This is a genomic window from Thalassococcus sp. S3 (assembly GCF_004216475.1).
GTDB lineage: Bacteria > Pseudomonadota > Alphaproteobacteria > Rhodobacterales > Rhodobacteraceae.
Window position 1 is genome coordinate 301190 of record NZ_CP022303.1, and the last position, 23325, is coordinate 324514.

The 23325-nt window shown below is 60.9% G+C and carries 24 protein-coding genes; 13 read left to right on the plus strand and 11 right to left on the minus strand.

Annotation, left to right across the window (positions count from 1 at the left end; translation table 11 throughout):
* Positions 1 to 3 precede the first annotated feature (3 nt).
* The 3 genes from CFI11_RS01460 to CFI11_RS01470 all read right to left on the minus strand — a co-directional run bounded on the left by CFI11_RS01460 (position 4) and on the right by CFI11_RS01470 (position 2346).
* Positions 4 to 465, minus strand: a complete 462-nt coding sequence (locus CFI11_RS01460; protein WP_130402360.1) for a (2Fe-2S)-binding protein — start codon at positions 463 to 465, stop codon at positions 4 to 6.
* A 110-nt stretch (positions 466 to 575) separates the two neighbouring features.
* Complete coding sequence (locus CFI11_RS01465) at positions 576 to 1451, minus strand: LysR family transcriptional regulator (protein WP_130402362.1); 876 nt, start codon at positions 1449 to 1451, stop codon at positions 576 to 578.
* 316 nt (positions 1452 to 1767) lie between these two features.
* Entirely contained in the window at positions 1768 to 2346 is a 579-nt protein-coding gene (locus tag CFI11_RS01470; protein WP_165390159.1) for a TetR/AcrR family transcriptional regulator, read from the minus strand.
* A gap of 50 nt (positions 2347 to 2396) precedes the next feature.
* Here CFI11_RS01470 and CFI11_RS01475 point away from each other — a divergent pair, with 50 nt between their 5' ends.
* Entirely contained in the window at positions 2397 to 2633 is a 237-nt protein-coding gene (locus tag CFI11_RS01475) for a hypothetical protein (protein ID WP_130402366.1), read from the plus strand.
* A 598-nt stretch (positions 2634 to 3231) separates the two neighbouring features.
* Here the strand turns inward: CFI11_RS01475 and CFI11_RS01480 are convergent.
* A complete protein-coding gene (locus CFI11_RS01480) occupies positions 3232 to 4122 on the minus strand; it encodes a LysR substrate-binding domain-containing protein (protein WP_165390160.1) in 891 nt (296 codons plus the stop codon).
* Between the two features lie 472 nt (positions 4123 to 4594).
* Here CFI11_RS01480 and CFI11_RS01485 point away from each other — a divergent pair, with 472 nt between their 5' ends.
* From CFI11_RS01485 to CFI11_RS01515, 7 genes are all read left to right on the plus strand, one after another.
* A complete protein-coding gene (locus CFI11_RS01485) occupies positions 4595 to 5149 on the plus strand; it encodes a GNAT family N-acetyltransferase (RefSeq protein WP_165390161.1) in 555 nt (184 codons plus the stop codon).
* Positions 5146 to 6873: a hotdog domain-containing protein gene (locus CFI11_RS01490; RefSeq protein ID WP_165390162.1), complete on the plus strand. Its 1728-nt coding sequence runs from the start codon at positions 5146 to 5148 to the stop codon at positions 6871 to 6873. The genes CFI11_RS01485 and CFI11_RS01490 overlap by 4 nt, the downstream gene beginning before the upstream one ends.
* Positions 6870 to 8396 (plus strand): class I adenylate-forming enzyme family protein, encoded by a 1527-nt coding sequence (locus CFI11_RS01495; protein ID WP_130402372.1) that lies wholly within the window; start codon positions 6870 to 6872, stop codon positions 8394 to 8396. The genes CFI11_RS01490 and CFI11_RS01495 overlap by 4 nt, the downstream gene beginning before the upstream one ends.
* The gene (locus tag CFI11_RS01500) at positions 8389 to 8658 is read left to right on the plus strand and encodes an acyl carrier protein (protein ID WP_130402374.1); all 270 of its coding nucleotides are present in this window, start codon (positions 8389 to 8391) and stop codon (positions 8656 to 8658) included. The genes CFI11_RS01495 and CFI11_RS01500 overlap by 8 nt, the downstream gene beginning before the upstream one ends.
* A gap of 40 nt (positions 8659 to 8698) precedes the next feature.
* The gene (locus tag CFI11_RS01505) at positions 8699 to 9103 is read left to right on the plus strand and encodes an ectoine synthase (protein ID WP_130402376.1); all 405 of its coding nucleotides are present in this window, start codon (positions 8699 to 8701) and stop codon (positions 9101 to 9103) included.
* Between the two features lie 182 nt (positions 9104 to 9285).
* On the plus strand, positions 9286 to 10569 hold the full coding sequence (ectB, locus tag CFI11_RS01510) for a diaminobutyrate--2-oxoglutarate transaminase (protein WP_130402378.1): 1284 nt from the start codon (positions 9286 to 9288) through the stop codon (positions 10567 to 10569).
* A 61-nt stretch (positions 10570 to 10630) separates the two neighbouring features.
* Positions 10631 to 12049, plus strand: a complete 1419-nt coding sequence (locus tag CFI11_RS01515) for an aspartate kinase (RefSeq protein WP_130402380.1) — start codon at positions 10631 to 10633, stop codon at positions 12047 to 12049.
* Between the two features lie 291 nt (positions 12050 to 12340).
* On the opposite strand, the gene CFI11_RS01520 is transcribed toward CFI11_RS01515, so the two are convergent.
* A complete protein-coding gene (locus CFI11_RS01520) occupies positions 12341 to 13099 on the minus strand; it encodes an aspartate/glutamate racemase family protein (RefSeq protein WP_130402382.1) in 759 nt (252 codons plus the stop codon).
* 84 nt (positions 13100 to 13183) lie between these two features.
* On the minus strand, positions 13184 to 14404 hold the full coding sequence (locus CFI11_RS01525) for an MFS transporter (protein ID WP_165390163.1): 1221 nt from the start codon (positions 14402 to 14404) through the stop codon (positions 13184 to 13186).
* A gap of 225 nt (positions 14405 to 14629) precedes the next feature.
* Here CFI11_RS01525 and CFI11_RS01530 point away from each other — a divergent pair, with 225 nt between their 5' ends.
* Positions 14630 to 15508, plus strand: a complete 879-nt coding sequence (locus CFI11_RS01530) for a LysR family transcriptional regulator (RefSeq protein ID WP_165390164.1) — start codon at positions 14630 to 14632, stop codon at positions 15506 to 15508.
* A 139-nt stretch (positions 15509 to 15647) separates the two neighbouring features.
* Here the strand turns inward: CFI11_RS01530 and CFI11_RS01535 are convergent, their stop codons facing one another.
* Positions 15648 to 16811, minus strand: a complete 1164-nt coding sequence (locus tag CFI11_RS01535; protein WP_130402388.1) for an MFS transporter — start codon at positions 16809 to 16811, stop codon at positions 15648 to 15650.
* Between the two features lie 174 nt (positions 16812 to 16985).
* Here CFI11_RS01535 and CFI11_RS01540 point away from each other — a divergent pair, with 174 nt between their 5' ends.
* Complete coding sequence (locus CFI11_RS01540) at positions 16986 to 17582, plus strand: TetR/AcrR family transcriptional regulator (protein ID WP_256370586.1); 597 nt, start codon at positions 16986 to 16988, stop codon at positions 17580 to 17582.
* Between the two features lie 280 nt (positions 17583 to 17862).
* On the plus strand, positions 17863 to 18207 hold the full coding sequence (locus CFI11_RS01545) for a DUF2794 domain-containing protein (RefSeq protein ID WP_130402392.1): 345 nt from the start codon (positions 17863 to 17865) through the stop codon (positions 18205 to 18207).
* A 9-nt stretch (positions 18208 to 18216) separates the two neighbouring features.
* Here the strand turns inward: CFI11_RS01545 and CFI11_RS01550 are convergent, their stop codons facing one another.
* The 3 genes from CFI11_RS01550 to CFI11_RS01560 all read right to left on the minus strand — a co-directional run bounded on the left by CFI11_RS01550 (position 18217) and on the right by CFI11_RS01560 (position 20848).
* Positions 18217 to 19041, minus strand: coding sequence for a C40 family peptidase (locus CFI11_RS01550; RefSeq protein ID WP_130402394.1), 825 nt, complete (start codon positions 19039 to 19041; stop codon positions 18217 to 18219).
* Positions 19038 to 20423 carry a M17 family metallopeptidase gene (locus CFI11_RS01555; RefSeq protein ID WP_130402396.1) on the minus strand — a complete coding sequence of 462 codons (1386 nt, stop codon included), beginning with the start codon at positions 20421 to 20423 and terminating at the stop codon, positions 19038 to 19040. The genes CFI11_RS01550 and CFI11_RS01555 overlap by 4 nt, the downstream gene beginning before the upstream one ends.
* A gap of 65 nt (positions 20424 to 20488) precedes the next feature.
* A complete protein-coding gene (locus CFI11_RS01560) occupies positions 20489 to 20848 on the minus strand; it encodes a hypothetical protein (RefSeq protein WP_174843522.1) in 360 nt (119 codons plus the stop codon).
* Positions 20849 to 21025: 177 nt separating this feature from the next.
* Between CFI11_RS01560 and CFI11_RS01565 the strand changes: the two genes are divergently transcribed.
* Positions 21026 to 21676, plus strand: coding sequence for a carbonic anhydrase (locus tag CFI11_RS01565; protein WP_130402400.1), 651 nt, complete (start codon positions 21026 to 21028; stop codon positions 21674 to 21676).
* 35 nt (positions 21677 to 21711) lie between these two features.
* Complete coding sequence (locus CFI11_RS01570; RefSeq protein ID WP_130402402.1) at positions 21712 to 22191, plus strand: hypothetical protein; 480 nt, start codon at positions 21712 to 21714, stop codon at positions 22189 to 22191.
* On the opposite strand, the gene CFI11_RS01575 is transcribed toward CFI11_RS01570, so the two are convergent.
* A complete protein-coding gene (locus CFI11_RS01575; protein WP_130402404.1) occupies positions 22188 to 23210 on the minus strand; it encodes an aspartate-semialdehyde dehydrogenase in 1023 nt (340 codons plus the stop codon). The two genes, CFI11_RS01570 and CFI11_RS01575, sit on opposite strands and share 4 nt — an antisense overlap.
* Positions 23211 to 23325 lie beyond the last annotated feature (115 nt).

A 23325-nucleotide genomic window follows, 5' to 3' on the forward strand; every position in this document is an offset into this window, starting at 1 on the left:
CGGCTATCCCTCCAACGCGTCAGCGGCTTGGCGAAGGGCGGATCTGATACGCGTGTAGGTGGCGCAACGGCAGAGATTGTCCGTCATCACGTCGACAATTTCCTCATCTGTCGGGTTCGGGACATCGCGCAAGAACGCTGTTGCGGTCATGACTTGCCCGGATTGGCAATAGCCGCATTGTGCGACTTCAACATCCGTCCACGCTGCCTTGACCGCCGCGGCCTCTGGCCCGTCGATCCCTTCGATTGTGGTGACTTCTGCGCCGTTCAGGGTGCCCACAGGTGTGATGCAGGACCGCTGTGCAACACCGTCAATCAGGACCGTGCAAGCTCCGCATTGCGCAACACCGCATCCGTACTTTGTCCCTGTCAGGCGCAGATCATCCCGGATGACCCATAGCAACGGCTTTTCCGGATCGACCCGGACCTCTTGCTGGTTTCCGTTGATCCTTATGCTGATAGACATGTCGCAATCTCCCTGCGCCGTTGCCACTGGAGATATGTCGTTGACGCAAGGTCAGAAGTGCCCACGAATGAAAGCTGCGCTTCATAATCGAAACGTTGTAAGGCGTGTGATCAGCTGTCCATGCCCGGATCAATTTGAAGTCGGGTCGCACCTGCGAAGCGGGGCGCGTCCAAGGTGATCACAGAGACAAACCGGTCAATCACCTTGCGCACGTTCGGGCGATGGCGGTCGGCAGGATGTGTCACGATCCAGCTCGCGGTCGACAGGCCGTGGATATTCTCACCCAATCGCTTGAGCCGATGATCGTGATCACCAATGAAACAGGGCAAAGCCATCCGGCCCATTCCCGCAAGACAAAGCTGCATCCCGGCAATTGGCGTGCTGGCACCGATGACGATTTCGGATGCATGATGTGCGCGCACCCATCGGGCTGACGGTGTATCGGCCCCGACCTGAATCCATCCTTTGACCGCGTGATCGACCGCATAGCCCGCATATTCAATCCGGCACAGCTTTCTTGTTGCCAGATTGGGCTCTTCAGGCCGCATATTGCGAAACCCGATCAACGCCTCACGACGACCGATATCCGCGCGCCGTTCTTCTGCGCTGAGATAGAGTTGGAACGTGTCGTCGGGCGCGGATATCTGGCCTATCTTTTCGGTGATGTAAGTGGTCATCCATGTGCCGGCGCTGATACGGATGACTTCCGGACCGGCCTCGCTTGCGACATCCTGCTCGGCCTCGATGACCCGCTGTTCGATATCACGGACCCGCGCAAGAAGCGTGCTGCCATGCGCCGTCAGGTCATAGCCGCGCGCGTGGCGTTCAAAGAGTTTCACACCCAGCGATTGCTCCAAACGGTCCATTCGACGGCCCAGTGTCGGGGGACTAGCGCCCGTCTTGTCCACGGCTTTGGCAAGGCTCGCGGCCTCCGCGACACCAAGAAACAGCCGCAGATCATCCCATGAGAGCCTCTTTTCACTCATGAAGCATGGCCTTCATTTGCAGATCATTATCGACACAATCATATGTGAGATGGGCACGCCTGCCGCGGAACGCAAAAGAATGCGCGAATTGACACCTCGCAACCGGGGCGGTCTGGCTCGAAGGCCTGGGCTTTCACGCGGCAAACCATGCAAGAGATCAAAGTGACCCGCTTCGGTGGGCCAGAGGTCCTCACGCGTAGCGTCCCTGTCGGGTGTTCTTAATCTCGCTTCGGCGGGTTCGCATCGTTTGCAATGGTCCGGCCTCGGGGACTATCTGGATACGGCCGACGCAACGGCAACAAGCGGCGGACGCCGCTCAAGGCCCGCCCGTGATCAGCGCAGCGGCCAGCCGGGCGAGATTGCGAGGAGAGCGATCATCCAGTGTGTCAGCCGATATCCGGCCCTCGGCAGCAAGGGATGCAAGACCGTGCACAACTCCCCACGCAGCAAGAGTTCGCTCTTTCCGCTCGACGTCCGTAGCGGCTGGAAGCACTTCCTTTACCGTATCCCGAAGCATATCGTAGGCCGCCCGGGACACGTGGCGAAGTCTCTCGTCGTCTTCGACCCGCGTGCCCGTGGCGAACATGAGCCGGTACACCCCCAGATTCTCTGCCGCAAAGGTCATATACGCTTCGGCCAATGCCGTAAGGTCGGGCGTCTCGTGCCTTGCCTCTTCCAGCTCTGATGCAAGGCGCTGAAACCCCCGCACGGCGAGCGCTGTCATCAGGTCAGATTTCGTACGGAAATGCGCGTGTGGAGCCGTCGCACTGACACCGAGCCGCGCCGCGAGTGCCCGGATGCTGGGCACGGCATCGGGGGTGCGGCGCAGATCGTCCTCGGCGGCGTCTAGCAGAGCGGTGCGCAGATCTCCGTGGTGGTAGGCAGTGCTATTCATCATATTCCTCGAACTAAGCATTGCAAAGTTAGCACTGCATAGTTATCTGAATGACAGTTCCAAACCGAAAGGTCAAACCCATGACGGCTGCATCGCTGCGCACCACCTTACGCTGGTTTCATATCGTTGGTGGACTGATTATCGGCACATATCTGTATTCACCGTGGTCCGCGAACGCCGCATTCACCGCGCTGACCCTCTACGTGGTCACCCCCGCCCTTGTTCTGAGTGGCCTCGCCATGTGGAAACAGGGGGTCATTATGCGGTTTTTCCGACGTGATGCCTGAGGTGTCGTCGTTTAGGCATTGAGCCTATCACAAGCGGACCTCCATGCCCGGCACAGCGAATGTGAGCACCGTTCCGATTCCGGTGAAACTCTTCTTTGATCGGGGGGCACGCCAGCTTGATCAGCGCCGATGTGCAGAAGCAGAACTCGAGCAATCCCGCCACCTCTACCCACTACGATCAGTGAAGATAACCTCGCTCAAAACACGCTGGTCATCCCTGCGTGGCTTGCCGTGAAACTTCGGGAAGAGTGGATCCGGACGCGTCATTTGCGCATCTGTCCGCCAGAAAGATCAGACATGTTCACCGCTCGTTTTCGAGCCGTGAACCAGAAGGTGCCCCAGAAATCAATGGCGCCTGACCCTCGCAATAATGACTTATATGATGCAATCTTTGTGCACAATATAATCCGTATTGCCGATTGTTAACTTAAATAATTAATTTTTAGATTTATATTTGACCAACAATCCATTCTTCTCGATTGATTTGGTCTTGAAAATAAGTTATCCAGAAAAGGTGAATATTCTTACATTATTTTCCTAACCGCTAATGCAATTAGCATAGATTACTTACACATAAAAAATATCTTCTGAACGCTGTTTAGCCGCTTATACTGCCTTGGTCACTCAACCAATGATATAGCAGATCTGCGCTGCTGGAAACCTTGTTTGTCTTGGATCTCACCAGATGATACTGAAACCCACTGTTGCGAAAACTGTGGTGATCCAGAACTTTTACCAGCCGTCCAGATTGCAATTCGGCATCCGAATTCGCCTCGCTGACCAAGGCGACGCCCAAGCCTGAAACGGCTGCATCAATCGCCATCATCTCGTTCGAAAACTTGTGTCCCTTTTGCAGATCTATGGCCTTGCTGTTCACACCGGCCGCCTTCACCAACATGTCCCACCCCGGCACCAGGTCTGGGCTTCCCCGCCAGTCAGTATGCAAGAGCGGATACTTGTCCAGCTCGGAGAGATCATTCAAACCGCCATGCCTTTCCAGCAAATCTGGACTTGCAACAATGTGATACACGCCGTCGATCAGGGGAACGACTTCAAGGTCGGGGTAGTCGCCATTGCCATAGCGAATCCCGATGTCGGCCTGGCCCTGACAGAGATCGACAAGCTCATCGGTGGCGTTAAGCCGGATCTCCAGCTTCGGATGTTGCTCGTTGAACGTCTCCAGTCGGGGGACCAGCCATTTCATGCAGAAAGACAGGGGCGCGGTCAGGGTCAACCAGTTCCGCCCGGTGTCGCCTTTGATCACATCGCAGGCTTCGGTAAACTTTTCCAACGCATTGGACATTAGTGGAGCGGCCAGTTTTCCAATACGCGTTAATTTCAAAGATCGTGCTTGGCGGACAAACAACTTAACGTCGTAATAATCCTCCAAAGATTTGACATGCTGGCTGACAGCGGCAGGGGTAACGTGAAGCTCTTCAGCCGCTTTTTTAAAGCTGGAATGCCGCGCTGCCGCCTCGAACGCTTTCAACCAATTCAGGGGTGGCAGGGAAATCAAAAGAGCACCTCGGCACTCGCATTAGCTGAACTGACGCATGACTTAGAAATCATAGCTTGTGTGATAAACCTCTTTTGGATCATTCTCGGTGTCAACAAGTCAGCCGTTTCTTCCGGCAGATTCTTGCCAATGAGAGAGTTGGTGAAGTCAGGGATATTTTTTCGGCGACGCTTGTAAATATCGGGTTCGGCTCACCTCCTATATTCCGCGCGGAAACGGGTGTGAGCTCTCGGGCGATGAACGGCCTCGCTGCTGGACCGTGCATCCTGCCCGCTCGTCTCTGAACGGCAGCACGTGCCGAAAACACCGGCGGGCGCGTCATCTCGATGAGGCCCGACGCCATGCTCAACTTTCGCCGCAGCGTTATCGCCAAGGGCTCGGAGGCGCCTGTGCTGGCCTGCCCGGACCCTGGCCCGATGCAAAGATCCATAGAAAGGAAACAGACGTGAATACCGTCAGATTTCAAAGTCCAGACCTGGCTCACACCCGAAGCATTATCGAATTGGTCAGCGATACGCCCTGGCTGGATTCGAACAGCGAATACGCCTATGCGCTGTGGTGCACGCATTTTGCCGAAAACTCCGTGGTTGCCCTGCGCGACAACGAGGTGATCGGCTTTTTGACAGGCTTTCGATCCCCACGCCGCCCTGAAACCTACTTTCTTTGGCAAACCGCAACCAAACCCCGGCACGGTGTCGCGGGGCTTGGCGTGGACATGATCGCCTATGCGGCGGAGCGGGAGATCAGTCGCGGGGCCGACCAGATCGAAGCGTCGGTTGACGAGAAGAACAAGGCGATCCGGCTGCTCATGAAGTCTCTCGCCAAGCGCCTCGACGGCCGTATCGAAGAGGAGTTGCTGTTTCCCGGCTCCCTCCTGGCCGGTGCGGGGGACGACCATCACGACGAAACCCTGATGCGCATTTGTCTGGACCGCCGGACCGATCGCGAGCCTGTGAATACCCCCGCACCGGATCACGTTGCAGAGGAGGCCGCGGCATGAGCACCAATGTTTCCCAAACATTCGCCGTTCACGGACAAAGCGGGGCCTGGCTTCCCGACCGGCAGCTGGCAGAACGGGTGTCGCACCACTTCGGCACGCCGGCCTTCGTCTACAACGCCGACTATCTGCGCCATAATTTCGATATGCTGCGTCAGCAACTGTCGCCTTCGATCGACCTTCTCTATTCGCTCAAGGCCAATCCGAACGCGGCAATCGTGGATTGCCTGCGCGCTTGCGGTGCCGGTGCCGAGGTCTCCTCGCGCGCTGAATTGCACACCGCCATCCGGGTTGGGATCGACCCCGCAAACATCATTTTCGTCGGTCCCGCAAAGTGCCGGGACGAAATCGCCGATTGTATCCGGTTCGGGATCTTCGCGATCGTCGCGGAATCCGCGCAAGAGCTGGACGAGATCCAGCGACAGGCCGAAGCGTCCGGCGTCAAGCGAGCCGTGAATGTCATGCTGCGCGTCAATCCGGATTTCAAAACAAGCGGATCTGGCCTGACGATGAGCGGCAAGCCACGCCAATTCGGCATAGATGTCGAACAAGTGCCGGGCCTGCGCGGAAAACTCGATACGCTCGCGCTGGTCCGGGTGATCGGCTTTCACGTCTATATGGGGACAAGGTATCTCGAAGCAGAGCCGGTTATCGAGAACACCGAGAACATTCTCGACATGGCCGAACGCCTTGCCCGCGATCTGGATATCGAGATCGAAGCGGTGGATGTCGGGGGCGGCTTCGGTGTGCCTTACTTCGACAACGAGGAGAAACTGGACCTTCCCAAACTCGCCCGAGGCGTCAACGCCGCTGTCGCGCGGTTCCGCAAGTCCAATCCCGCGACCCGCGTGATGATCGAACTTGGCCGGTACCTCTCAGCCGGGGCAGGCGCTTTGCTGACCTCCGTGCGCTACGTGAAGGTGTCGCGGGGGGAAACCTTTGCCATCGCGGATGGGGGCACGAACCTGCATATGGCGGCTGTCGGGGTCGGGGGGTTCGCCAAACGCTCCTTTCCCATCGTGAACCTCTCGCGTGATCGTTCCGGGTCGGACGGGGTTGTCACCCTGACCGGGCCCCTCTGCACGCCGAGTGACACGATGGCGCGCAAAGCCGATCTGGGCGAGGTGGAAGAAGGCGATGTCATCGCGGTGCTGTGCTCAGGGGCTTACGGCCCAACCGCGTCGCCCACAGGGTTTCTAAGCCACGGCTATCCCAACGAGGTTCTGGTTGACGGTGACGATCTGCACCTTGTGCGGGCGGCGGACAGTGTCAGCGACATCATATCGGCCTACCGGCTGCCCGGCGACCTCCCTCTGCCCGGCGATAAAAGCGAATTCACGATTTCGACGCGCCTGTCGGCGTCCGATGCCCATTATGGCGGCGGCATCGTCGATGGCGCGCATATCCTACAGCTTTTCGGGGATGCCGTCACCGGGCTGGCCGCCTTGCAGGATGGCGATGAGAGCCTGCTGCAAACCTGGGAAAACGTCGAATTCCAGCGCCCGGCCCGGCCCGGGGACTTCCTCACCGTCCGTGCGCGCATCACGCGGCGAAAACGCCTGCGCCGCTATGTCGAGGTCGAGGCGCTTCGGACCGTCCGTGCCCCGGATGCGGCGACATCCACCGTCATTCCCGTCTCTCCCCCCGAGCGTATTGCCACGGCGAAAGGGCTCATCGTTGTTCCGATGCCCAATCGCCAATCCAAACCGGAAGAGGTGTCTCAATGACTTTGCTTCATCAACTTCTCGACCGTGCCGCCGCGTCCAACCCGCGCGCGCCCGTCCTCGCATATGGCGATCAGGTGCTGACCTTGTCGCAGCTTCGAGCCGGTGCGCGGTCGCTTGCGCGCTGGTTGTCGGATACCGGCGTGTCCCCCGGTGACCGGGTGATCGTGCAGGCCGACAACAACCCTATGACGGCGGTGCTGATCTATGCAATCAGCACCATCGGTGGCTGCTTTATCCCGGTTCATCCCACAACCCCCGTCAAGCAGTTCGATTACATCCGGGAAAATTCCGGGGCTGTCATGGTGCTTTCCTGCCGGGGTGGGGACTGGCTGGCCAAGGTCGGCGAGACCCACGTGGGCGTTCCAAGGCTTGGCGATCTGCTGCACGCCGACACGGGCAATCTGCCTCTTTCCACCTTCAACCTTGGCATCATCCCCGAGGATCTGGCCTGCATGATCTACACGTCCGGATCCACCGGGCGCCCCAAGGGGGTGACATGTCTGCATCGCCAAATGGTGTTCTCTATCGCCGCCATCGCCGAGGCCCTAGATTACCTGGCTGGCGATGTCATCTTCTGCTCCTTGCCCTTGTCTTTCGACTACGGCCTCTACCAGCTCTTTCTCGCCGTCGAATGCGGGGCCGTGCTTCGACTGGAAAACCCGGATATCGGCGGTCTTGGCCTCTTCAGGGCGCTCAAGAAAAGCCGCGCCAACGTGCTGCCGGCCGTGCCCGCGATGATCGAGGCGCTTGCGGTGATGGGCAAACGCAAACCCGGTGAGCTTCCCGATCTGCGCCTGATCACGAACACCGGCGCCGCGCCGTCGCCCGCATCCATCAAGACCTTGCGGGGCGCCTTTCCCCGCCTCGGGTTCCAGCTCATGTACGGATTGACCGAATGCAAGCGTGTCAGCATCGCGCCCGTGGATGGCGATCTGCTCAAGCCCGGCACATGCGGCCGTCCGCTCCGCGGAACGCGGGTCGAGGTGGTGGGCGAAGACGGCGCGGTCCTGCCGCCCAACTCAATTGGCGAGTTTGTCATATCCGGCCCGAACGTGATGGCCGGATATTGGAAATCCGAGGAGCTGACGAACAAGACCTACCGGACACAGCACGCCACGCTGCGCCGCCTTCACAGCGGGGATTACGGCTGGATGGACGAGGACGGTTATCTTTATTGCGAGGGCCGGCGCGACGACATCTTCAAGGTGCGCGGCTTCCGCGTCAGCTGCTCGGAGATCGAGGCGGCCTGCTGCGAAGCGCCCGTCGTCCGTCACGCGGTGATGGTGCCGCCCGCACCCGGTCGGCCATCCACGCTTTTCATCTGCGCATCTGAATCCGAATTCGATCTGCTCGGCTTTCTCGACGAACGGCTTGAGCCCTACAAGATACCGGATCGCATTCGGCTGATCGACGACATGCCGCGCACGGCAAACAACAAGTTTGACCGAAAGGCGCTTGTTCAAAGCCTTCAGGCCGAAATGCACCAAGCCCCAACACAAAAGCAGGAGATGACCCATGCTTGACGCACCCTACACCCAAAACGAGGCGCGCGACGATCTGCGCAAGGCGCTCGCAGCCGTTCTCGAAGAGGCGATACCGCCCCTCTCTGACGAGATGAACCTCTTTCGCGAGTTTCGTCTGGATTCGATGAGCATGCTCGAGACGCTGATGGAACTTGAAGACATGCTCGGCTTCAACGTCGACCCCGAGGATCTGGACATCAAGGATTTCGAGACCGTGGGCGGCTATTCCAGCTTTCTGGTCGCGATCAAGACGGAAGCGTGACCCCCGGTAATCCCAAAGGCCCATCGAAGGAGAAACACCCATGATCATCAGATCGCTCGACAGCATCACCGACACCGACCGCGATGTCAAAGGCGCCCTTGGCACCTGGCGCAGCAAGCGCCTGATCCTCGCAGACGACAATGTCGGCTTCTCGCTGCATGAAACAACCGTCTATCCGGGCACCGAAACCGATCTGTGGTACAAGCATCATGTCGAAGCGGTGCTGTGCGTCGAAGGCGAATGCGAGCTGACCAACCGCGACACCGGCGAGGTTTTCATGATCGGGCCGGGCGATATGTATCTGCTCGACAAGCATGACCGGCACACCTTGCGACCGAAAACCCGTTTTCGCGCCATCTGCGTGTTCAACCCGCCCGTGACCGGGCGAGAGGATCATGATGGTGACGGCGCTTACCCGGCGCCTGTTTCGGCCGCCGCGGAATAGACGGTTCCGCCGGCTCCCGTTTCAGGCGGGCGCGGCATCCCCGCACCGGCCCTGAACACCGACTACGCAGCCGCAGGCCCCCCTGCCCTCTTTCCGACAAAACCGCGGGGCAGGGGGCATTTCAAACCCGGCGCACCGCGTTGCGCCGCCCGTCTGCCTGCCCCCGAAAAAGGAGAGGAAGAATGAACATGCAACGCCGTTCCAAGTCTGTCTTCACGCGTCGTGAATCCGGGGCGCGAAGTTACTGCCGGGCGTTCGACACCATATTCACGTCGGCGCAAGGGTCCGAAATGGTGGATTGTGAAGGCCGCCGCTACATCGACTTTCTGGCGGGATGTTCCTCGCTGAATTACGGACACAACGATCCCGATATGAAGGCAGCCCTGGTCGATCACATCTGCCGGGATGGGCTGGCCCACGGTCTTGATCTGCATACGGGCACCAAGGCCGAGTTCATCCAGGCCTTCGAGGAGCATGTTCTGCAACCCCGTGGGCTGAACCACCGGCTGATGTTTACCGGCCCGACCGGCGCCAACGCCGTCGAGGCCGCGCTCAAGATTGCACGCAAGGCCACCGGACGCACCAACGTGATCGCCTTCACCAACGGCTTTCACGGCGTCACCCTGGGCGCGCTTGCCGCAACCGGCAATGCCTATCATCGGGGCGGTGGCGGTCTGCCGCTCGCGAATGTCACCCACATGCCCTTCGATGGATATGCCGAAGGGTTGGATAGTGTGGGTCTGCTGCGGAAGATGCTTTGCGATGCGTCGTCCGGGCTGGATGCCCCGGCAGCCTTCCTTTTGGAAACCGTTCAGGGAGAGGGCGGGCTCAACGTCTCGGGTGACCGCTGGCTGGCCGATATCGCGACCCTGGCACGCGAGACCGGCGCCCTGATGATTGTCGATGACATTCAGGCCGGGTGCGGCAGGACAACGGGCTTCTTCTCGTTCGAGCGTGCCGGCATAACCCCCGACATCATCACGCTGGCCAAGTCGATCTCGGGGTTCGGCCTTCCCATGAGCCTTGTTCTGGTGCGGCCCGAATACGACGTGCTGGGACCGGCGGAACATAATGGCACCTTTCGCGGGAACACCCACGCCTTCATCACCGCACGTATCGCCATCGAAAAGTTCTGGGCTGGGGGCCGGTTCGAAAAGGATATCCGCCGCCGTTCCGGTATTGTGGAACGGGGCCTCCAGAAGATCGCCGCCCTTGTTCCGGGCGCGCGGCTCAAGGGTCTGGGGATGATGCAGGGCGTCGATGTCGGGTCCGGCGACCTCGCTGCCGCGATCTGCCGCGCGGCTTTCCGGCAGGGCCTGATCATCGAAACATCCGGTCCCGACGATCAGGTGGTCAAGGTTCTCGCCCCGCTGACCACGCCGGATGAGATGCTCGAAGCCGGATTGTCGATCCTGATCGAAGCCACGCGCCACGCCATCACCGCACCCCGCATCGCGGCGGAGTGACCGCGCCGGGCTGCTTGACGCGTCGCGAAATTGAAATTCTGTTAGGAGGGGCAGATCAGATATGACCCATATCGTGGAAAAGATCGGCGGCACGTCGATGTCGCGCCTGAATGAGCTGTGTCACACGCTCTTTATCCGAAATGGCACTCCGCGATACGGTCGATATTTCGTGGTTTCGGCCTTTGCCGGGATCACCAACCTCCTGCTTGAGCACAAGAAGTCCGGCCAGCCGGGGGTCTATATGCAATTGGCGCTCAACCCGGATGATCGTGGGTGGCGCGATGCGCTCTCCAAAACGTCCCATGCCATGATCGCCGCGCACCAGGCGATCCTGTCGCATCCCGATGACATCGACGCCGCCACCGGATTCGTTCAAGACCGGATGCGGGAGACCCGAACCTGCCTCGCCGATCTGAAGCATTTGTGCTCTTACGGGGGCTTCCGTCTGGAGGAACAGCTTTCCCGCGTGCGGGAAATGCTGGCCGGCCTTGGGGAGATGCATTCCGCCTACGCCACCACGCTGTTCCTGCGTCGCCACGGGCTTGAGGCCCGATGTGTCGATCTGTCGGGCTGGCGGGACAAATCCAACCTGGCATTGGACGACCGGATCCGCAAAAGCATCCGCGATATCGACCCGGAACGCGAAATGCCCATCATCACGGGATATGCCCAGTGCAAAAGCGGTTTGATGCAAGAGTTCGACCGGGGATATTCAGAGGTGACCTTCTCCCGGCTCGCCGCCATCATAAGGGCCCGTGAGGCCGTCATCCGCAAGGAATATCATTTGTCCTCCGCCGATCCGCTTCTCGTCGGGGCCGGCAAGGCCCGCAAGATCGGCCATACAAGCTATGATCTGGCCGACCAGATGGCCAATCTGGGGATGGAGGCGATCCACCCCTCCGCCGCCCGGACCTTGCGCCAGGCCAAGGTGCCGCTGCGGGTCACCAACGTCTTTGAACCGGAAGATCCCGGTACCCTGATCAATGCCCGGGACACCGAAACCCCGGCGGTTGAGATGATCGCCGGGCTGGATGTCTTCGCGCTCGAAGTGTTCGAACAGGACGAGGTTGATATCAATCTTCTCGACGTGGCGATCCTGAACACGATCGGCGACCATGGCCTGCGCATCGTCTCGAAAACGATCAATGCCAATACGATCACGCATTATGTCGACGCCAAGCCCGCTGCCATCGACGCTGTCGCGGACGACCTTGGCGCGCTCTATCCAAATGCCCGCATTTCGGCCTGCAAGCTCGTTCTCATCTCTGTTCTGGGGCATGATCTGCAAGGATTGTCGGTCCCCGCACGCGCACTGCAAGCCCTGGCCAAGGCGGGTATCACGCCGCGTTGCGTGCTTCAGGGGCCGCGTGGCGTCGAGACGCAGCTGATCCTCGACGCGGGCCTGCTTGAGACAGGCATCCGAAGCCTGCATGCCGAACTCAAGGAAGATGTCGCCAAAGCGACCACAATCGCCGCCTAGACGATAAGGGCCCATGCCCCGGTGCCGTGTGGCCCGCAATCGTAGCCCTGTCCCCGACAACAGCCCGCCGCGCGCGGGTTTTCGGCTTTCCCGGACCGGGAAGAGGGGGAGAGGGTAACGGCACCGTCAATTCCGGACTGCGCAATCCGCAAACCTGTCCGCGCTGCCGATGTCCAGAACGCGGCAAAGAACAGCCCGCATGGTCTGTCAAACCATGCGGGCTGCAAAGTCTGCTCCCAAAAGGGGAACTTGGGGCGCGTCCGGATCCCCGGACCCACTCACGTCACTGCGTCAAATCCGGCGCTCGAAAAGGCTTCCATACCCCTGGGGGTTGTAGTCCTCCAGGCCCGCCAGCCGGCACATGGCCCAGGCGCTCGCCTGGTTGGAGGTCACGACCGGCTTTTTCAGTTCGGCCTCGATCTCCGCGATCGCGCCAACCGCCGGAAGCGCGGTGCAGGACAGAAAGATCGCTTCGGCCTCAGGACAATCCACGCTGCAGGCGGCCCGCACGATAGACGCGCGGCTAACCCGCGCCATATCGCGGTCGTCCTCCAGGCCAAAACAAGCCGCGTTGACGACCTCCAGACCGTTCTGTTCGAAATAGGTGATCATCGGGGCCGTCGTCTCCACCAGGTACGGTGTCAAAAGCGCCACCTTGCGGACCCCAAGCGCCGAGAACGCCATCAGGGCGGCGTGGGTCGGGGTGACGACCGCGACATCCGGATGGGCTGCCTGCACCGCCGCTGTGATTGCCGCGTCCCCCAGCTCGACCGAGGCCGAGGTGCATCCGTAGCAGATCGCGCCAAAGACCTCTCCCGGAACCAAAAGCTCGGCCGCCGACGCTATGCGCGGGCCCATCTTCCTGAGATTTTCCGGGGTCGTCGGGTTCTCGAACGCCACCCGCGTGATGTGCAACGTGGCGTCGCGTTCCGGCAGCATTCGGTTGAAATCCCGCTCTGTCGTCAGATCGGTCGATAGCGCGACCAACCCGAACCGCGTCATGCCTTCGGTCGGGGTCAACTCCGCCGCGTGCTCTGCAAGAGATACCATTGTTCCTCCTTCCTGGTTCAAGATGACGTTCGAATTGCAAACTTCATGTTCAGTTCAACGATGTCGGCCTCCGTTCCGGGTGCCTCATGCTGTGGCCGGTCTTGGAACGCGGCTGAAGCCCGAAACGACCGCGGCAAGGAAGCAAAACGCTCCTCCGGTCAGCCACATCAGATCATAGGATCCCAGCTCGCTCCGAATGATACCGCCCATCAGGGCCATGAAGCCCGCGCCGATCTGGTGACCGGCCGAGATCCACGAAAAGATGACCGGCCCGTTGTTGCCAAAGGCCCGGTTGCACAGCAGCACCACCGGCGGCACGGTTGCAACGTCCAGAATGCCGAACACGATGCCGAACGTCGTGATCATCGGATCAAGCTCGCTCGTGATGATAAGCGGCAGCCAAAACAGCGTCATCCCCCGGCCAAAGAAAATGAAGGCCAGGATCGCCCGGGCGGAAAAGCGGTCCGACAGCCAGCCTGATGCGGTGGTCCCGACGACATTGAATATCCCCACCAGCGCCAGCACGATGGAAGCCGATGTCGCATCGAGACCTATGTCGCCGCAAAAGGCGGTGAAATGGCTCCAAAGCAGGCCGTTCGTTGTCGCGCCGCACAAGAAGAAGACGGCCAGAAGGGCCCAGAATGCAGGATATCTCACCGCCATGAAGAGCGGCTGCACCACGATCCGAAGCGTGCCGCTCAGTTTCGCAGCACGGGGCGCCTCACTGCGCGGCGTGTAGCGCAGGTTCAGCAAAAGCGCGACAAACGCGATGGATCCCGCGCCCAGAAGAGGCGCGCGCCATCCCCATTGGTCGGCGACTTCCGCCCAGAACGGCAACAGCAGAAACTGTCCCAGCACCGACGCCGCCGTCAGCACGCCCGAGATCAGACCGACATTTCTTGAGAAATAGGTCGTCGCAATCAGCGCTGCATAAGACATCGTGAACGCGCCCACGGCCGCACCGATAAAGACGCCCCATACCACGTTGAAAAGCATCAGGTTCGGGATCATGCACAGCAGGCTTGAAACGATGAGGACGCCAAGGGCGCAGACCGACACGCGTCGCACCCCGTAGGTTTTCATAAGCGCGACGGCAAAGGGGGAAAACAGGCCGTAAAGCGCCATGTTGACGGCAATGCCGATACTGATGCTGGTGGCATCCCATTCGATACCGGATGCGATGAACTTGGTGGCCAAAAGGCCCGCGAGCGTCGTGTAGGTGCCCGCGGCGATGACCGAGAAAACGGCGACAGACAAAAAGCCCAGGTTGATTCTCTCGCCCATATGCATGGTCTTGTCCGTCATCGGTCTCGGCCCTCCTGTGGTGCGCCCTTGGCGGCCCGGGCCGATTGACCCGGGATCTGTGCATCGAGTTTTCGGCGGCGTCTTCCGTTCAAATGTCACGCGACGCCTGTCATGCTTCCGGTCGGCGGCATGCCCTTTCCGTTCACCTTGCAGTCCTTCACGTCCAAGATAGAATGTTCCTGAATGACCGTACATTCCAAAAAATTGAGATGGAGACTTTCAAATATGAACAACCGTCTGAACTGGGATGATCTGAGAGTGACCCTCACCGTGGCGCGATCCGGCTCGCTCTCCGCAGCGGCCCGTGCGCTGGGGGTCAGTCATGCGACGATTTACCGAAAGGTCGTCGATGTCGAGGAACGCCTCGGCACGAAGCTCTTTGACCGCACCAGAACCGGCTACGCCCCCACGCTCGCGGGCGAGGCTGTGCTGGACGGCGCGCTGGAGATGGAAGCTTACGTTTTTGAAATCGAACGAAAGCTGACGGGGCAGGAACTGGCCCCCTCCGGCAAGGTTCGCATCACCACGACCGACAGCCTGCTGTTCGGGCCGATCTCGAGGATCGTGGCCAATCTCCATCATACCTTGCCCCAGATCCGGCTCGAGGTCGTATCCTCCAACAACCTCCTCCGGATCTCGCGCAGGGAGGCCGATATCGCGATCCGGCCATCCTCGGAAAATCCCGAACAGCTCGTCGGCCAATCGGTCGGACGGATAGAGCAAGCGATTTACGGGTCCCGTCGCTGCTTTGGGGACATGGCTGGGGCAAAGGAATATGCCGACCTGCCCTGGATCGCGGCGGATGAAAGCATGTCCTACAGTCTTCTCGACAACTGGATGGAGGCCGAAGACCTCAATCCCAGCGTCGCCCAGCGGTACAACACGCTTCTCGGCATGTTCGCCGCGGTCAGGAACGGGGCCGGCCTGTGTGCGCTCCCCTGCTATCTGGGCGACAGCGACGAAACGCTTGTGCGCATGGGAACATGCGTCCCGGACCTTGCGACGGATCTCTGGGTTCTGACCCACAAGGACCTGCAGCAAACCGTCCGCATAAAGGCGGTGGTGGAGCATCTGACGAAGGAGTTAAAGACTGTTTTCTCCTGACGCGGTGGCCCGATCTGAAAATGCTCCGCCCCGCCCCGCTCAGCTCCGGGGCCGGACGTCCCCCCAGCCTGTCGGGGGAACTATCGGTTGGCTGCCCATACAGAATTCCATCGATCTTCGCGCCATGTTCGGCCATGGCCTATCGCGACGTCCGCGCAACCACGGCCATGGCGACGGCGCCAATGAGTGCGGCGCCGATCATGGCCGCGACGAAACCGTGTGGCTGCCAGATGCCCATGGCGATCCCGCCGACCGTTGGTCCAACCATCGCGCCGACCTGGTAGGTGATCAGGAAGGCCGCGTTCGCAACCGCAAGATCATGGATGCGGACGCGCTGGCCGATATGCGTCAGCCCCAGCGTGTAAAAGCCGATCCCAAGACCGCCCATCACAAAGACCGCCGCCGCCCGCAGCCAGGGATCCGACGTCATTGGCAGGCTGGCCGCCACCAGCGCGAAGAGCAGGGCCGATCCGATCAGGACCGTGCGGGCAGAGGCCCGGTCCGCCAGCCATCCGACGACGAATTGCAGCATGATGCCGCCGATCATGAAGAGGGTCAGCAGGCGCAATGCCTCCGCCTCAACAGACCCGGACTGGATCGCATAGACCGGCAGCATGGCGAAATGTCCAAGTTCAAGCAGACCGCCGATCACACCGGCAATCATCGCTATGGGCGCCAGCCGGACCGCGCCGAAAATCCCCGTCTCGGGATGTTCCGGCATGCGCGGCGCCAGGGTCGCCGCAAGGACGATGGGCACCACGGCCAACAGGATGCCCCCCGCGCCGATCGCGAACGGGACCCACCCCGCGATACCCACCTGGTCGAGGATGAACGGACCGATTGCAAAGCCGCTAAAGAGTGCCATGGAATAAAGCGCCAGCATGCGTCCCCGGGTCCTGTCCGTCGCGACCGTGTTGATCCACGTCTCGCCGACCAGCCATGGCAGCGCCAGCCCGGCGCCCATCATGAAGCGCAGGATCAGCCAGGCCTCGGGTGACTGAAACACCGGCATAAGCAAGAAGCCGGCGCCGACAAGACAGCATCCCAGCGCCATGGCCGGGATCGTTCCCAGCCGACCCACCAGTTTGGGAAAGAATGGCAGACATATCAGTATGGCCAGCGCCGGTGCGCTGCCCACCAATCCGTTTAACCATGTCGGAACGCCCCATTGTTCAAAGGTCAGGGCGGTGATCGGGTACCCGATCCCGTACGAGATACCGACGCCGATGGTCGACAGGATCACCGCGGCGAGGCTGAGGTTTCTTTGCCAGGACGTAAGCGAAGGTGCGACAGCGACAGACATGGGGCAGCTCCTTTTCACGGCCGTGCGGTTCGATTGAGCGATCCCGCAGCAGCATCCACATTGATTTCTACATTGTAGATCATTAATCTCTACGGTGAAGAATGATCAAGAGGAATCTCTACGCTGTCGAAAAAGACTGCACGGCCCGGCCCCAGGGGCCTTGAACCGAACGCGATCGTCAAAGCCGGACTAAACCTGATGGAGAGCGAAGGTCCCGATGCGTTCAGCGTCCGTAAGCTTGCCACGACGCTCGGCTGTGACCCGATGGCCGTACTTTATCACTTCAAGTCGAAGACTGGGCTTGAACGGGCGATGGCCGATGCAATCAATGCCGAGATCGCGGCGGTCGATCCCAACGCGTCGTGGCGCAACCGTCTGACCGCTCTTGCCTTCCAGTACCGGGAACTGGCCCTGAAATATCCCCGGACCTTTCCACTGCTCATGCGGTTCTGGATCACCGGACCGGCGGATTACAGGCATGCCGAAATGATCTATCAGGCGCTTGCGGATGCGGGGCTGGGCGACGAGCAGATGGTCGACATGTGTTTCGGCTGGTATGCGAGCCTTCTGGGTCTGGCCGCTGCTGAGGTCGGGGGCCTCCTGAAACCGGCCACGCCCGAGATCATCGCCGAAATCGATCGCCTGCCATCGGCCGACTTTCCGACCATGACGCGCCTGCTTCCGACCTTCGCGGATCAAAAGGCGGGCCGGTCCTATGAAACCATGGTCCAGGTCATCCTCGACGGGATCGAACATGCGCTGGCCCGCTGAGGACCACGGTCGTCAAGTCCGCGCTCAGCCGGAGGCAGTTGCCTTAGAGCGCATTGGCAAAGACGCAGCTTTCCTGATGCTTAAAGACGCAGCGCCGCGTCAAACATGGACGATGCAAAGTCTGTTCCCTACGCTCCCTCCTGTTGGGGCAGGGCGCCGCCTCACGCACGGCCAGTTATGGCGGCCCTGCCGCGCGCCGCGCCTGCATCGCAACGCCTACAAGATACCGCCCCAACAAGCTTGGACTTGATTTGCCGGGCGTTTGCCGCAACCTTGCGCCATGACGTTTCAACATCCCACCGGATTTCCCAACGGACCCGCCGCGGTTCAGGTTTCCTTTGACCGGTCCGAATTGTCAGTCATCCTGTCGCTCTATGGCCGGATGGTCGCGGCGGGCGAGTGGCGGGACTATGGCATTTCCTGCCTGCGTGACATGGCTGTCTTTTCTGTCTTTCGCCGGACCGCCGAAAACCCGCTCTACCGGATCGAAAAACGCCCCAAGCTGCGGGGGCGTCAGGGGCAATATGCCGTGGTCGGCATGGACGGGCAGATCCTCAAGCGGGGGCATGAGCTGAAAACGGTGCTGCGTGTCCTCGAACGCAAGCTGATCCGGGCGGTGGAATAAGCGCCTGATCTAAAGGCGTTTATGGGCCAGAACGGGCCCCTCTCCCTGTGCTTCGATCCGGGCAATCGCGCCGCTCAGCGGCTCGTAGGCCACGGCCATGTCATGGGCATTGGCGTGCAGAATGCGATCCGGCGCCACCACCCAGGCCACGTGGCCTTTCCAGAAGATCAGATCGCCGCGTTGGGCGCGGGTGCCCTTGGGCAGCGCCTCACCCAGGCTGTCCATCTGCAGATCGCTGTCTCCCGGGCAGGCCTGTCCGCAAGCCAGAAGCGCCGCCTGCACTAGCCCGGAACAATCGATGCCCCACCGGCTGTTCCCACCCCACAGATAGGGCGTGCCCAGAAACAGCGTTGCCACCGCAATGGGGTCCTCCAGGGTCTCCTTGAGGTCGCGCAGATGCACGCTCGGAACAAAGCCAAACGGTGTTTCAGCAAAGTGTTCGGTCCGGTTTTGCACAAAAACCGCGCAGCCAAAGCTTAGCGTCATCCGCTCCGGCGACTTGATATCCGCTTGTTCATAGACATGGCTCGACGGGGCGGCGATCCAATGGGTGGCACTGCGCCTTGGCGCCAGGGCGGCGCTGGGCAGATACCCGCAATAGCCGTCTTTTGCGGCCTGAACGAAACTCCACCCCTCGTGATCTTCGTAGACCGTCACGCTGTCGCCCAGCAGCAATTGCCGGTCCCGGCGTCCTGCCGGGCCGCGCAGCAGATCGACCAGCGGGGCGCTGACCTGCATCGCCTCTCCGGTCACGATGCGCTGGCCGTTTTTTCCAGGGCCCAGGTGGGCGGCAATGACGCGGGTATTGGCCGGCACACTGCGCGGATCGGTCATAGGTCAAAGACCTTCTCGACCGCCGCCAGAACTGCACGAGCCCCTTGACCGACCCCGCCCTTGGGGCGCGCCGGCGCAGCGGTCGGTTGCCAGCCATAGATGTCGAAATGCAGATAGCGCGGGCTTTCTGTGACAAAGCGTTTCAGGAACAGGGCTGCGGTGATCGACCCGGCAAAGCCCCCCTTCGGCGCATTGTCGAGATCCGCGATACCCGGCTCGATCATGCTTTCGTATGGCTTATGAAGCGGCATGCGCCAGACCGGATCGGCCATGTGACCCGCCCCGGCCTCCAGGGTCTCCGCCAGCGCGGTATCGTCGGTGTAATAGGGGGCAAGATCCGGGCCCACCGCCACCCTTGCCGCGCCAGTGAGCGTCGCCATCGAGACGATCAGGTCCGGCATCTCCTCGTCCGCGAGCGCAAGCGCATCGGCCAGCACCAGGCGCCCTTCGGCATCGGTATTGTTGATTTCCACCGTCAGCCCCTTGCGGGAGGTCAAGATATCCTGCGGCCGGAACGCGTTGCCGGACACCGAGTTTTCCACCGCCGGAACCAGGACCCTCAAGCGGACCGGCAAGGCCCGGGCCATGATCATCCGTGCCAATCCCAGCACGGTGGCCGCTCCTCCCATGTCCTTTTTCATCAGGCCCATGGAATTGCCGGGTTTCAGGTTCAACCCGCCGGTGTCAAAGCACACACCCTTGCCCACCAGGGTCAGCTTCGGCCCTTCCGTACCCCATCGCATATCGATCAGCCGGGGCGGCACCGCGGCGGCCCGACCGACCGCGTGGATCATGGGAAAATTCTGATCCAGCAGCGCGTCACCAGTGATGACCTGCGTCTCGGCGCCAAAAGCCTCGGCCAGCTTTCGGGCCTCCGCTTCAAGGGCATCGGGCCCCATGTCGGCCGCGGGCGTGTTTATCAGGTCCCGGGTCAGCGCCTCGGCCTTTGCCAGGGCTTCCACCGCAGCCGCATCGACGCCGTCTGGTGCCACCAATCTGGCGCCCTCTTTCGGTTCGCCCCGGTAGCGCATGAACTGGTATCCGCTCAACAGCCAGCCAAGACACTCTGCCGGGGCCACATCGTCGGGCAGTCCGCTTGCAATCCTGTAGGTCCCTTTCGGCAGCTTTGGTGCCGCCGCTGCCAGCGCGAACCGACCCCGGGCGCGGGTAGCCGGATCCCCATATCCGGCCAATGCCATTCGCACCGTCCCATCGGCGCCGGGGATCGTCAGAACCTCTCCGATCCGCCCGGTGAAACCATGGGCCTCTGCCCAGTGGCGCACGCTTTCGTCCTGATCGCCCAGCCAGTCGGGCAGCGCAGCCCGGTCAAGCAAGTGAAGATCTGTGGCCGTCGAATCATCTGGTGCGAAGGTCAGTGTCATGTCGGCGGCCCTTTCGTAATCCGGAGAGCTCCGACACTACCGCGCCTGATGCCGGCTGCAAGCGCTCAGATCGACAGGTCCTGCAAATCCCACACCGCGGTGACCGATCGCTCGCCAACCCGCATAAGACGTGCCAGCGTGGCGGCCGTGGCCACCCTGTCACCGCCGTCGATTGACTGGGTGACGTCCTTCGCGACCCGCGACAACAAAGGCATGCCCACCTGTTCGGCGATGGCAATCAGTGACCGGGCGCTTTTACGCAATTGCGACCACTCTTCCTGCCGCCAAAGCCGTTCGCAATGCGTCATCCGCACGGCCAGTTCCTCAACCGCGCGGCAGACCACGTCTTCGGCATTGGCCTCTCCCAATTGACGATACAGCGCCCCCAGCCGGTCGGGATCCAGACGGACCGCCTCCGATTGCATCAATGTCGTGATCCCGTTCACCACGCTCACCCCTTTTACACTCTTGCCCCCACGGCATTGCGCAGACTGCACCAGACAGGTTTGCAAAAGGTTGAAGCGTCGCACGTCTTCTCTCTCGAATTTTGTGAGAAATAGGAGTAACGGGACCCCCACCACGAACGACAGGCGGATCCGCGCATGCACTTTGCCAAACCTTTGCCCAGTTATCTGCTGCAAAGATACCAGGGGTGGAAAGCCACCTCCTATTCCGAAAACAGGGCCTGGTATCGCCGGCTGGCCACAGAAGGGCAGCGACCGCGGGCAATGGTGATTTCCTGCTGCGACAGCCGCGTGCATGTGACGTCGATTTTCGGCGCGGATCAGGGGGAGTTCTTCATTCACCGCAACATCGCCAATCTCGTCCCGCCCTATGAGCCGGACGGAGATCACCATGGCACCAGCGCGGCGGTCGAATATGCGGTGCGTTTCCTGAAGGTGGCACATGTGATCGTGCTGGGCCATTCCAGCTGCGGCGGGGTGCAGGGCTGCATCGACATGTGCGAGGGGCGTGCGCCCGAGCTGGAAGAGACGTCGAGTTTCGTGGGGCGCTGGATGGATATCCTCAAGCCGCGTTACGAGGATGTGGCGGACCTGAAGGAAAAGCCCGGTCAGGCGCGCCGGTTCGAGCATCTGGCGGTGGTGACCTCCCTGGAAAACCTGATGACATTTCCTTTTGTGCGCTCGGCCGTGGAAGCGGACGAGCTGAGCCTGCATGGCCTATGGACCGATATCGGAGAAGGAGGTCTGATGTTTTACCATCCGAAGTGCGGAACGTTTCAGCCGGTTTAACGAGGTCTTAAGACTGTCTCGCGCATTTTAGAGAGATGCGAGAGATCACGGTCAAACTTCCGGAAGAACTGATTGCCGCCGGCCTGCGGCTGGCCCGCGAGAAAGATACGACTTTCGGTGATGTCCTCCGCGCGAGCCTGTCGGCCGAACTTAAGCGCGGCAGCCGCAATGCGAAGACGCCCAACCGGGCGGATGAGCTGCTCCTCGCCCCCTTGCGGGTGCTCCTCGCGGTTAACTTCGCGGGCGCGCGCAACTGGCACGATCTGCAAAGTGGCTTGAAATCAAAAGGCTACGCACTCCGTGAAGCCGGCGGTGGTCTCGCTCTGCACGCCTATCCTGAAGGCACCCGCATGTGCAAAGCCTCCGAGCTCGGATATTCCTACGCCACGCTCATGCGCCGCTTCGGTCAGCCGTTCCCGAACCACAGCCATCGCCACCTTGCGGACCGCCTGCTCGGCCCCGCCTGGTCGGCGGAGCCGGATGATGACGATTTCGACCTGATCGAGCCCTTCTAGCCCTTCTTCAGAACCCTCTGGCCCAGCACTTCGGCAATCTGCACCGCGTTCAACGCCGCCCCCTTGCGCAGGTTGTCCGACACACACCACAGGTTCAGACCGTTTTCCACCGTTGAATCCTGCCGGATCCGGCTGATGAAGGTCGCGTAATCGCCCACGCATTCGCGGGGCGTCACGTATCCCCCCGGCTCACGCTTGTCGATCACCATGATCCCCGGCGCCTCTCTCAGGATATCGCGTGCCTCGTCCTCATCCAGGAATTCCTCGAACTCGATATTTACCGCTTCCGAATGCCCCACGAAGACCGGCACGCGGACGCAGGTCGCCGTCACCTTGATCGCCGGATCCACGATCTTCTTCGTCTCCGCGACCATCTTCCACTCTTCCCTGGTTGACCCGTCTTCCATGAAGACGTCGATCTGCGGGATGACGTTGAACGCGATCTCCTTCTGGAACGTGCTCGGCGGGACATCCTCCGTGGGATTGTATTCCGCCTTGGTCTGATCCCAGAGCTCGTCCATCCCGCCCTTGCCCGCGCCCGAGGCCGACTGGTAGGTCGACACCACGACCCGCTTGATCCGGGCCCGATCATGCAGCGGCTTCAGCGCCACGACCATCTGCGCGGTCGAACAATTCGGGTTGGCGATGATGTTCTTCTTGGCATATCCCTCGATCGCATCCGCATTCACCTCCGGCACGATCAACGGCACCTCCGGGTCGTAGCGGTAGAGCGACGAATTGTCGATCACCACGCATCCTGCCTTGGCCGCGCGAGGCGCGTAGGCTTTCGTCCCCTCCGATCCAATGGCGAAAAGCGCAATATCCCAGCCCTCGAAATCGAACGTATCGAGGTCCTTTGTCTTCAACGTCGTCTCGCCAAAGCTCACCTCTGTGCCCAGAGATTTCCGGCTGGCCAGAGCGGCAAGCTCATCCACCGGAAACTGGCGCTCGGCCAGGATGTTCAGCATTTCGCGGCCCACATTGCCCGTGGCGCCAGCGACGACGACGCGATAACCCATTTTCTTTACTCCAGATGCGCCGCAGATTTGCGGCGTGCGTGTCTTATCGGGTCTGACCGCGTTGGAAAAGGCCCCCGGCCCGGTCAAACGAGAGTTTTACCGCACGCCTCGTTAA

Coding starts and splice junctions, on each gene's coding strand:
- CFI11_RS01495 (WP_130402372.1), top strand. CDS start 6,870: ATGACTTTGCTTCATCAACTTCTCGACCGTGCCGCCGCGTCCAACCCG.
- ectB (WP_130402378.1), top strand. CDS start 9,286: ATGAACATGCAACGCCGTTCCAAGTCTGTCTTCACGCGTCGTGAATCC.
- CFI11_RS01500 (WP_130402374.1), top strand. CDS start 8,389: ATGCTTGACGCACCCTACACCCAAAACGAGGCGCGCGACGATCTGCGC.
- CFI11_RS01560 (WP_174843522.1), bottom strand. CDS start 20,848: ATGCAATCGGAGGCGGTCCGTCTGGATCCCGACCGGCTGGGGGCGCTG.
- CFI11_RS01505 (WP_130402376.1), top strand. CDS start 8,699: ATGATCATCAGATCGCTCGACAGCATCACCGACACCGACCGCGATGTC.
- CFI11_RS01490 (WP_165390162.1), top strand. CDS start 5,146: ATGAGCACCAATGTTTCCCAAACATTCGCCGTTCACGGACAAAGCGGG.
- CFI11_RS01470 (WP_165390159.1), bottom strand. CDS start 2,346: ATGAATAGCACTGCCTACCACCACGGAGATCTGCGCACCGCTCTGCTA.
- CFI11_RS01555 (WP_130402396.1), bottom strand. CDS start 20,423: ATGACACTGACCTTCGCACCAGATGATTCGACGGCCACAGATCTTCAC.
- CFI11_RS01535 (WP_130402388.1), bottom strand. CDS start 16,811: ATGTCTGTCGCTGTCGCACCTTCGCTTACGTCCTGGCAAAGAAACCTC.
- CFI11_RS01465 (WP_130402362.1), bottom strand. CDS start 1,451: ATGAGTGAAAAGAGGCTCTCATGGGATGATCTGCGGCTGTTTCTTGGT.
- CFI11_RS01515 (WP_130402380.1), top strand. CDS start 10,631: ATGACCCATATCGTGGAAAAGATCGGCGGCACGTCGATGTCGCGCCTG.
- CFI11_RS01520 (WP_130402382.1), bottom strand. CDS start 13,099: ATGGTATCTCTTGCAGAGCACGCGGCGGAGTTGACCCCGACCGAAGGC.
- CFI11_RS01550 (WP_130402394.1), bottom strand. CDS start 19,041: ATGACCGATCCGCGCAGTGTGCCGGCCAATACCCGCGTCATTGCCGCC.
- CFI11_RS01570 (WP_130402402.1), top strand. CDS start 21,712: ATGCGAGAGATCACGGTCAAACTTCCGGAAGAACTGATTGCCGCCGGC.
- CFI11_RS01575 (WP_130402404.1), bottom strand. CDS start 23,210: ATGGGTTATCGCGTCGTCGTCGCTGGCGCCACGGGCAATGTGGGCCGC.
- CFI11_RS01545 (WP_130402392.1), top strand. CDS start 17,863: ATGACGTTTCAACATCCCACCGGATTTCCCAACGGACCCGCCGCGGTT.
- CFI11_RS01475 (WP_130402366.1), top strand. CDS start 2,397: ATGACAGTTCCAAACCGAAAGGTCAAACCCATGACGGCTGCATCGCTG.
- CFI11_RS01525 (WP_165390163.1), bottom strand. CDS start 14,404: ATGACGGACAAGACCATGCATATGGGCGAGAGAATCAACCTGGGCTTT.
- CFI11_RS01530 (WP_165390164.1), top strand. CDS start 14,630: ATGAACAACCGTCTGAACTGGGATGATCTGAGAGTGACCCTCACCGTG.
- CFI11_RS01460 (WP_130402360.1), bottom strand. CDS start 465: ATGTCTATCAGCATAAGGATCAACGGAAACCAGCAAGAGGTCCGGGTC.
- CFI11_RS01565 (WP_130402400.1), top strand. CDS start 21,026: ATGCACTTTGCCAAACCTTTGCCCAGTTATCTGCTGCAAAGATACCAG.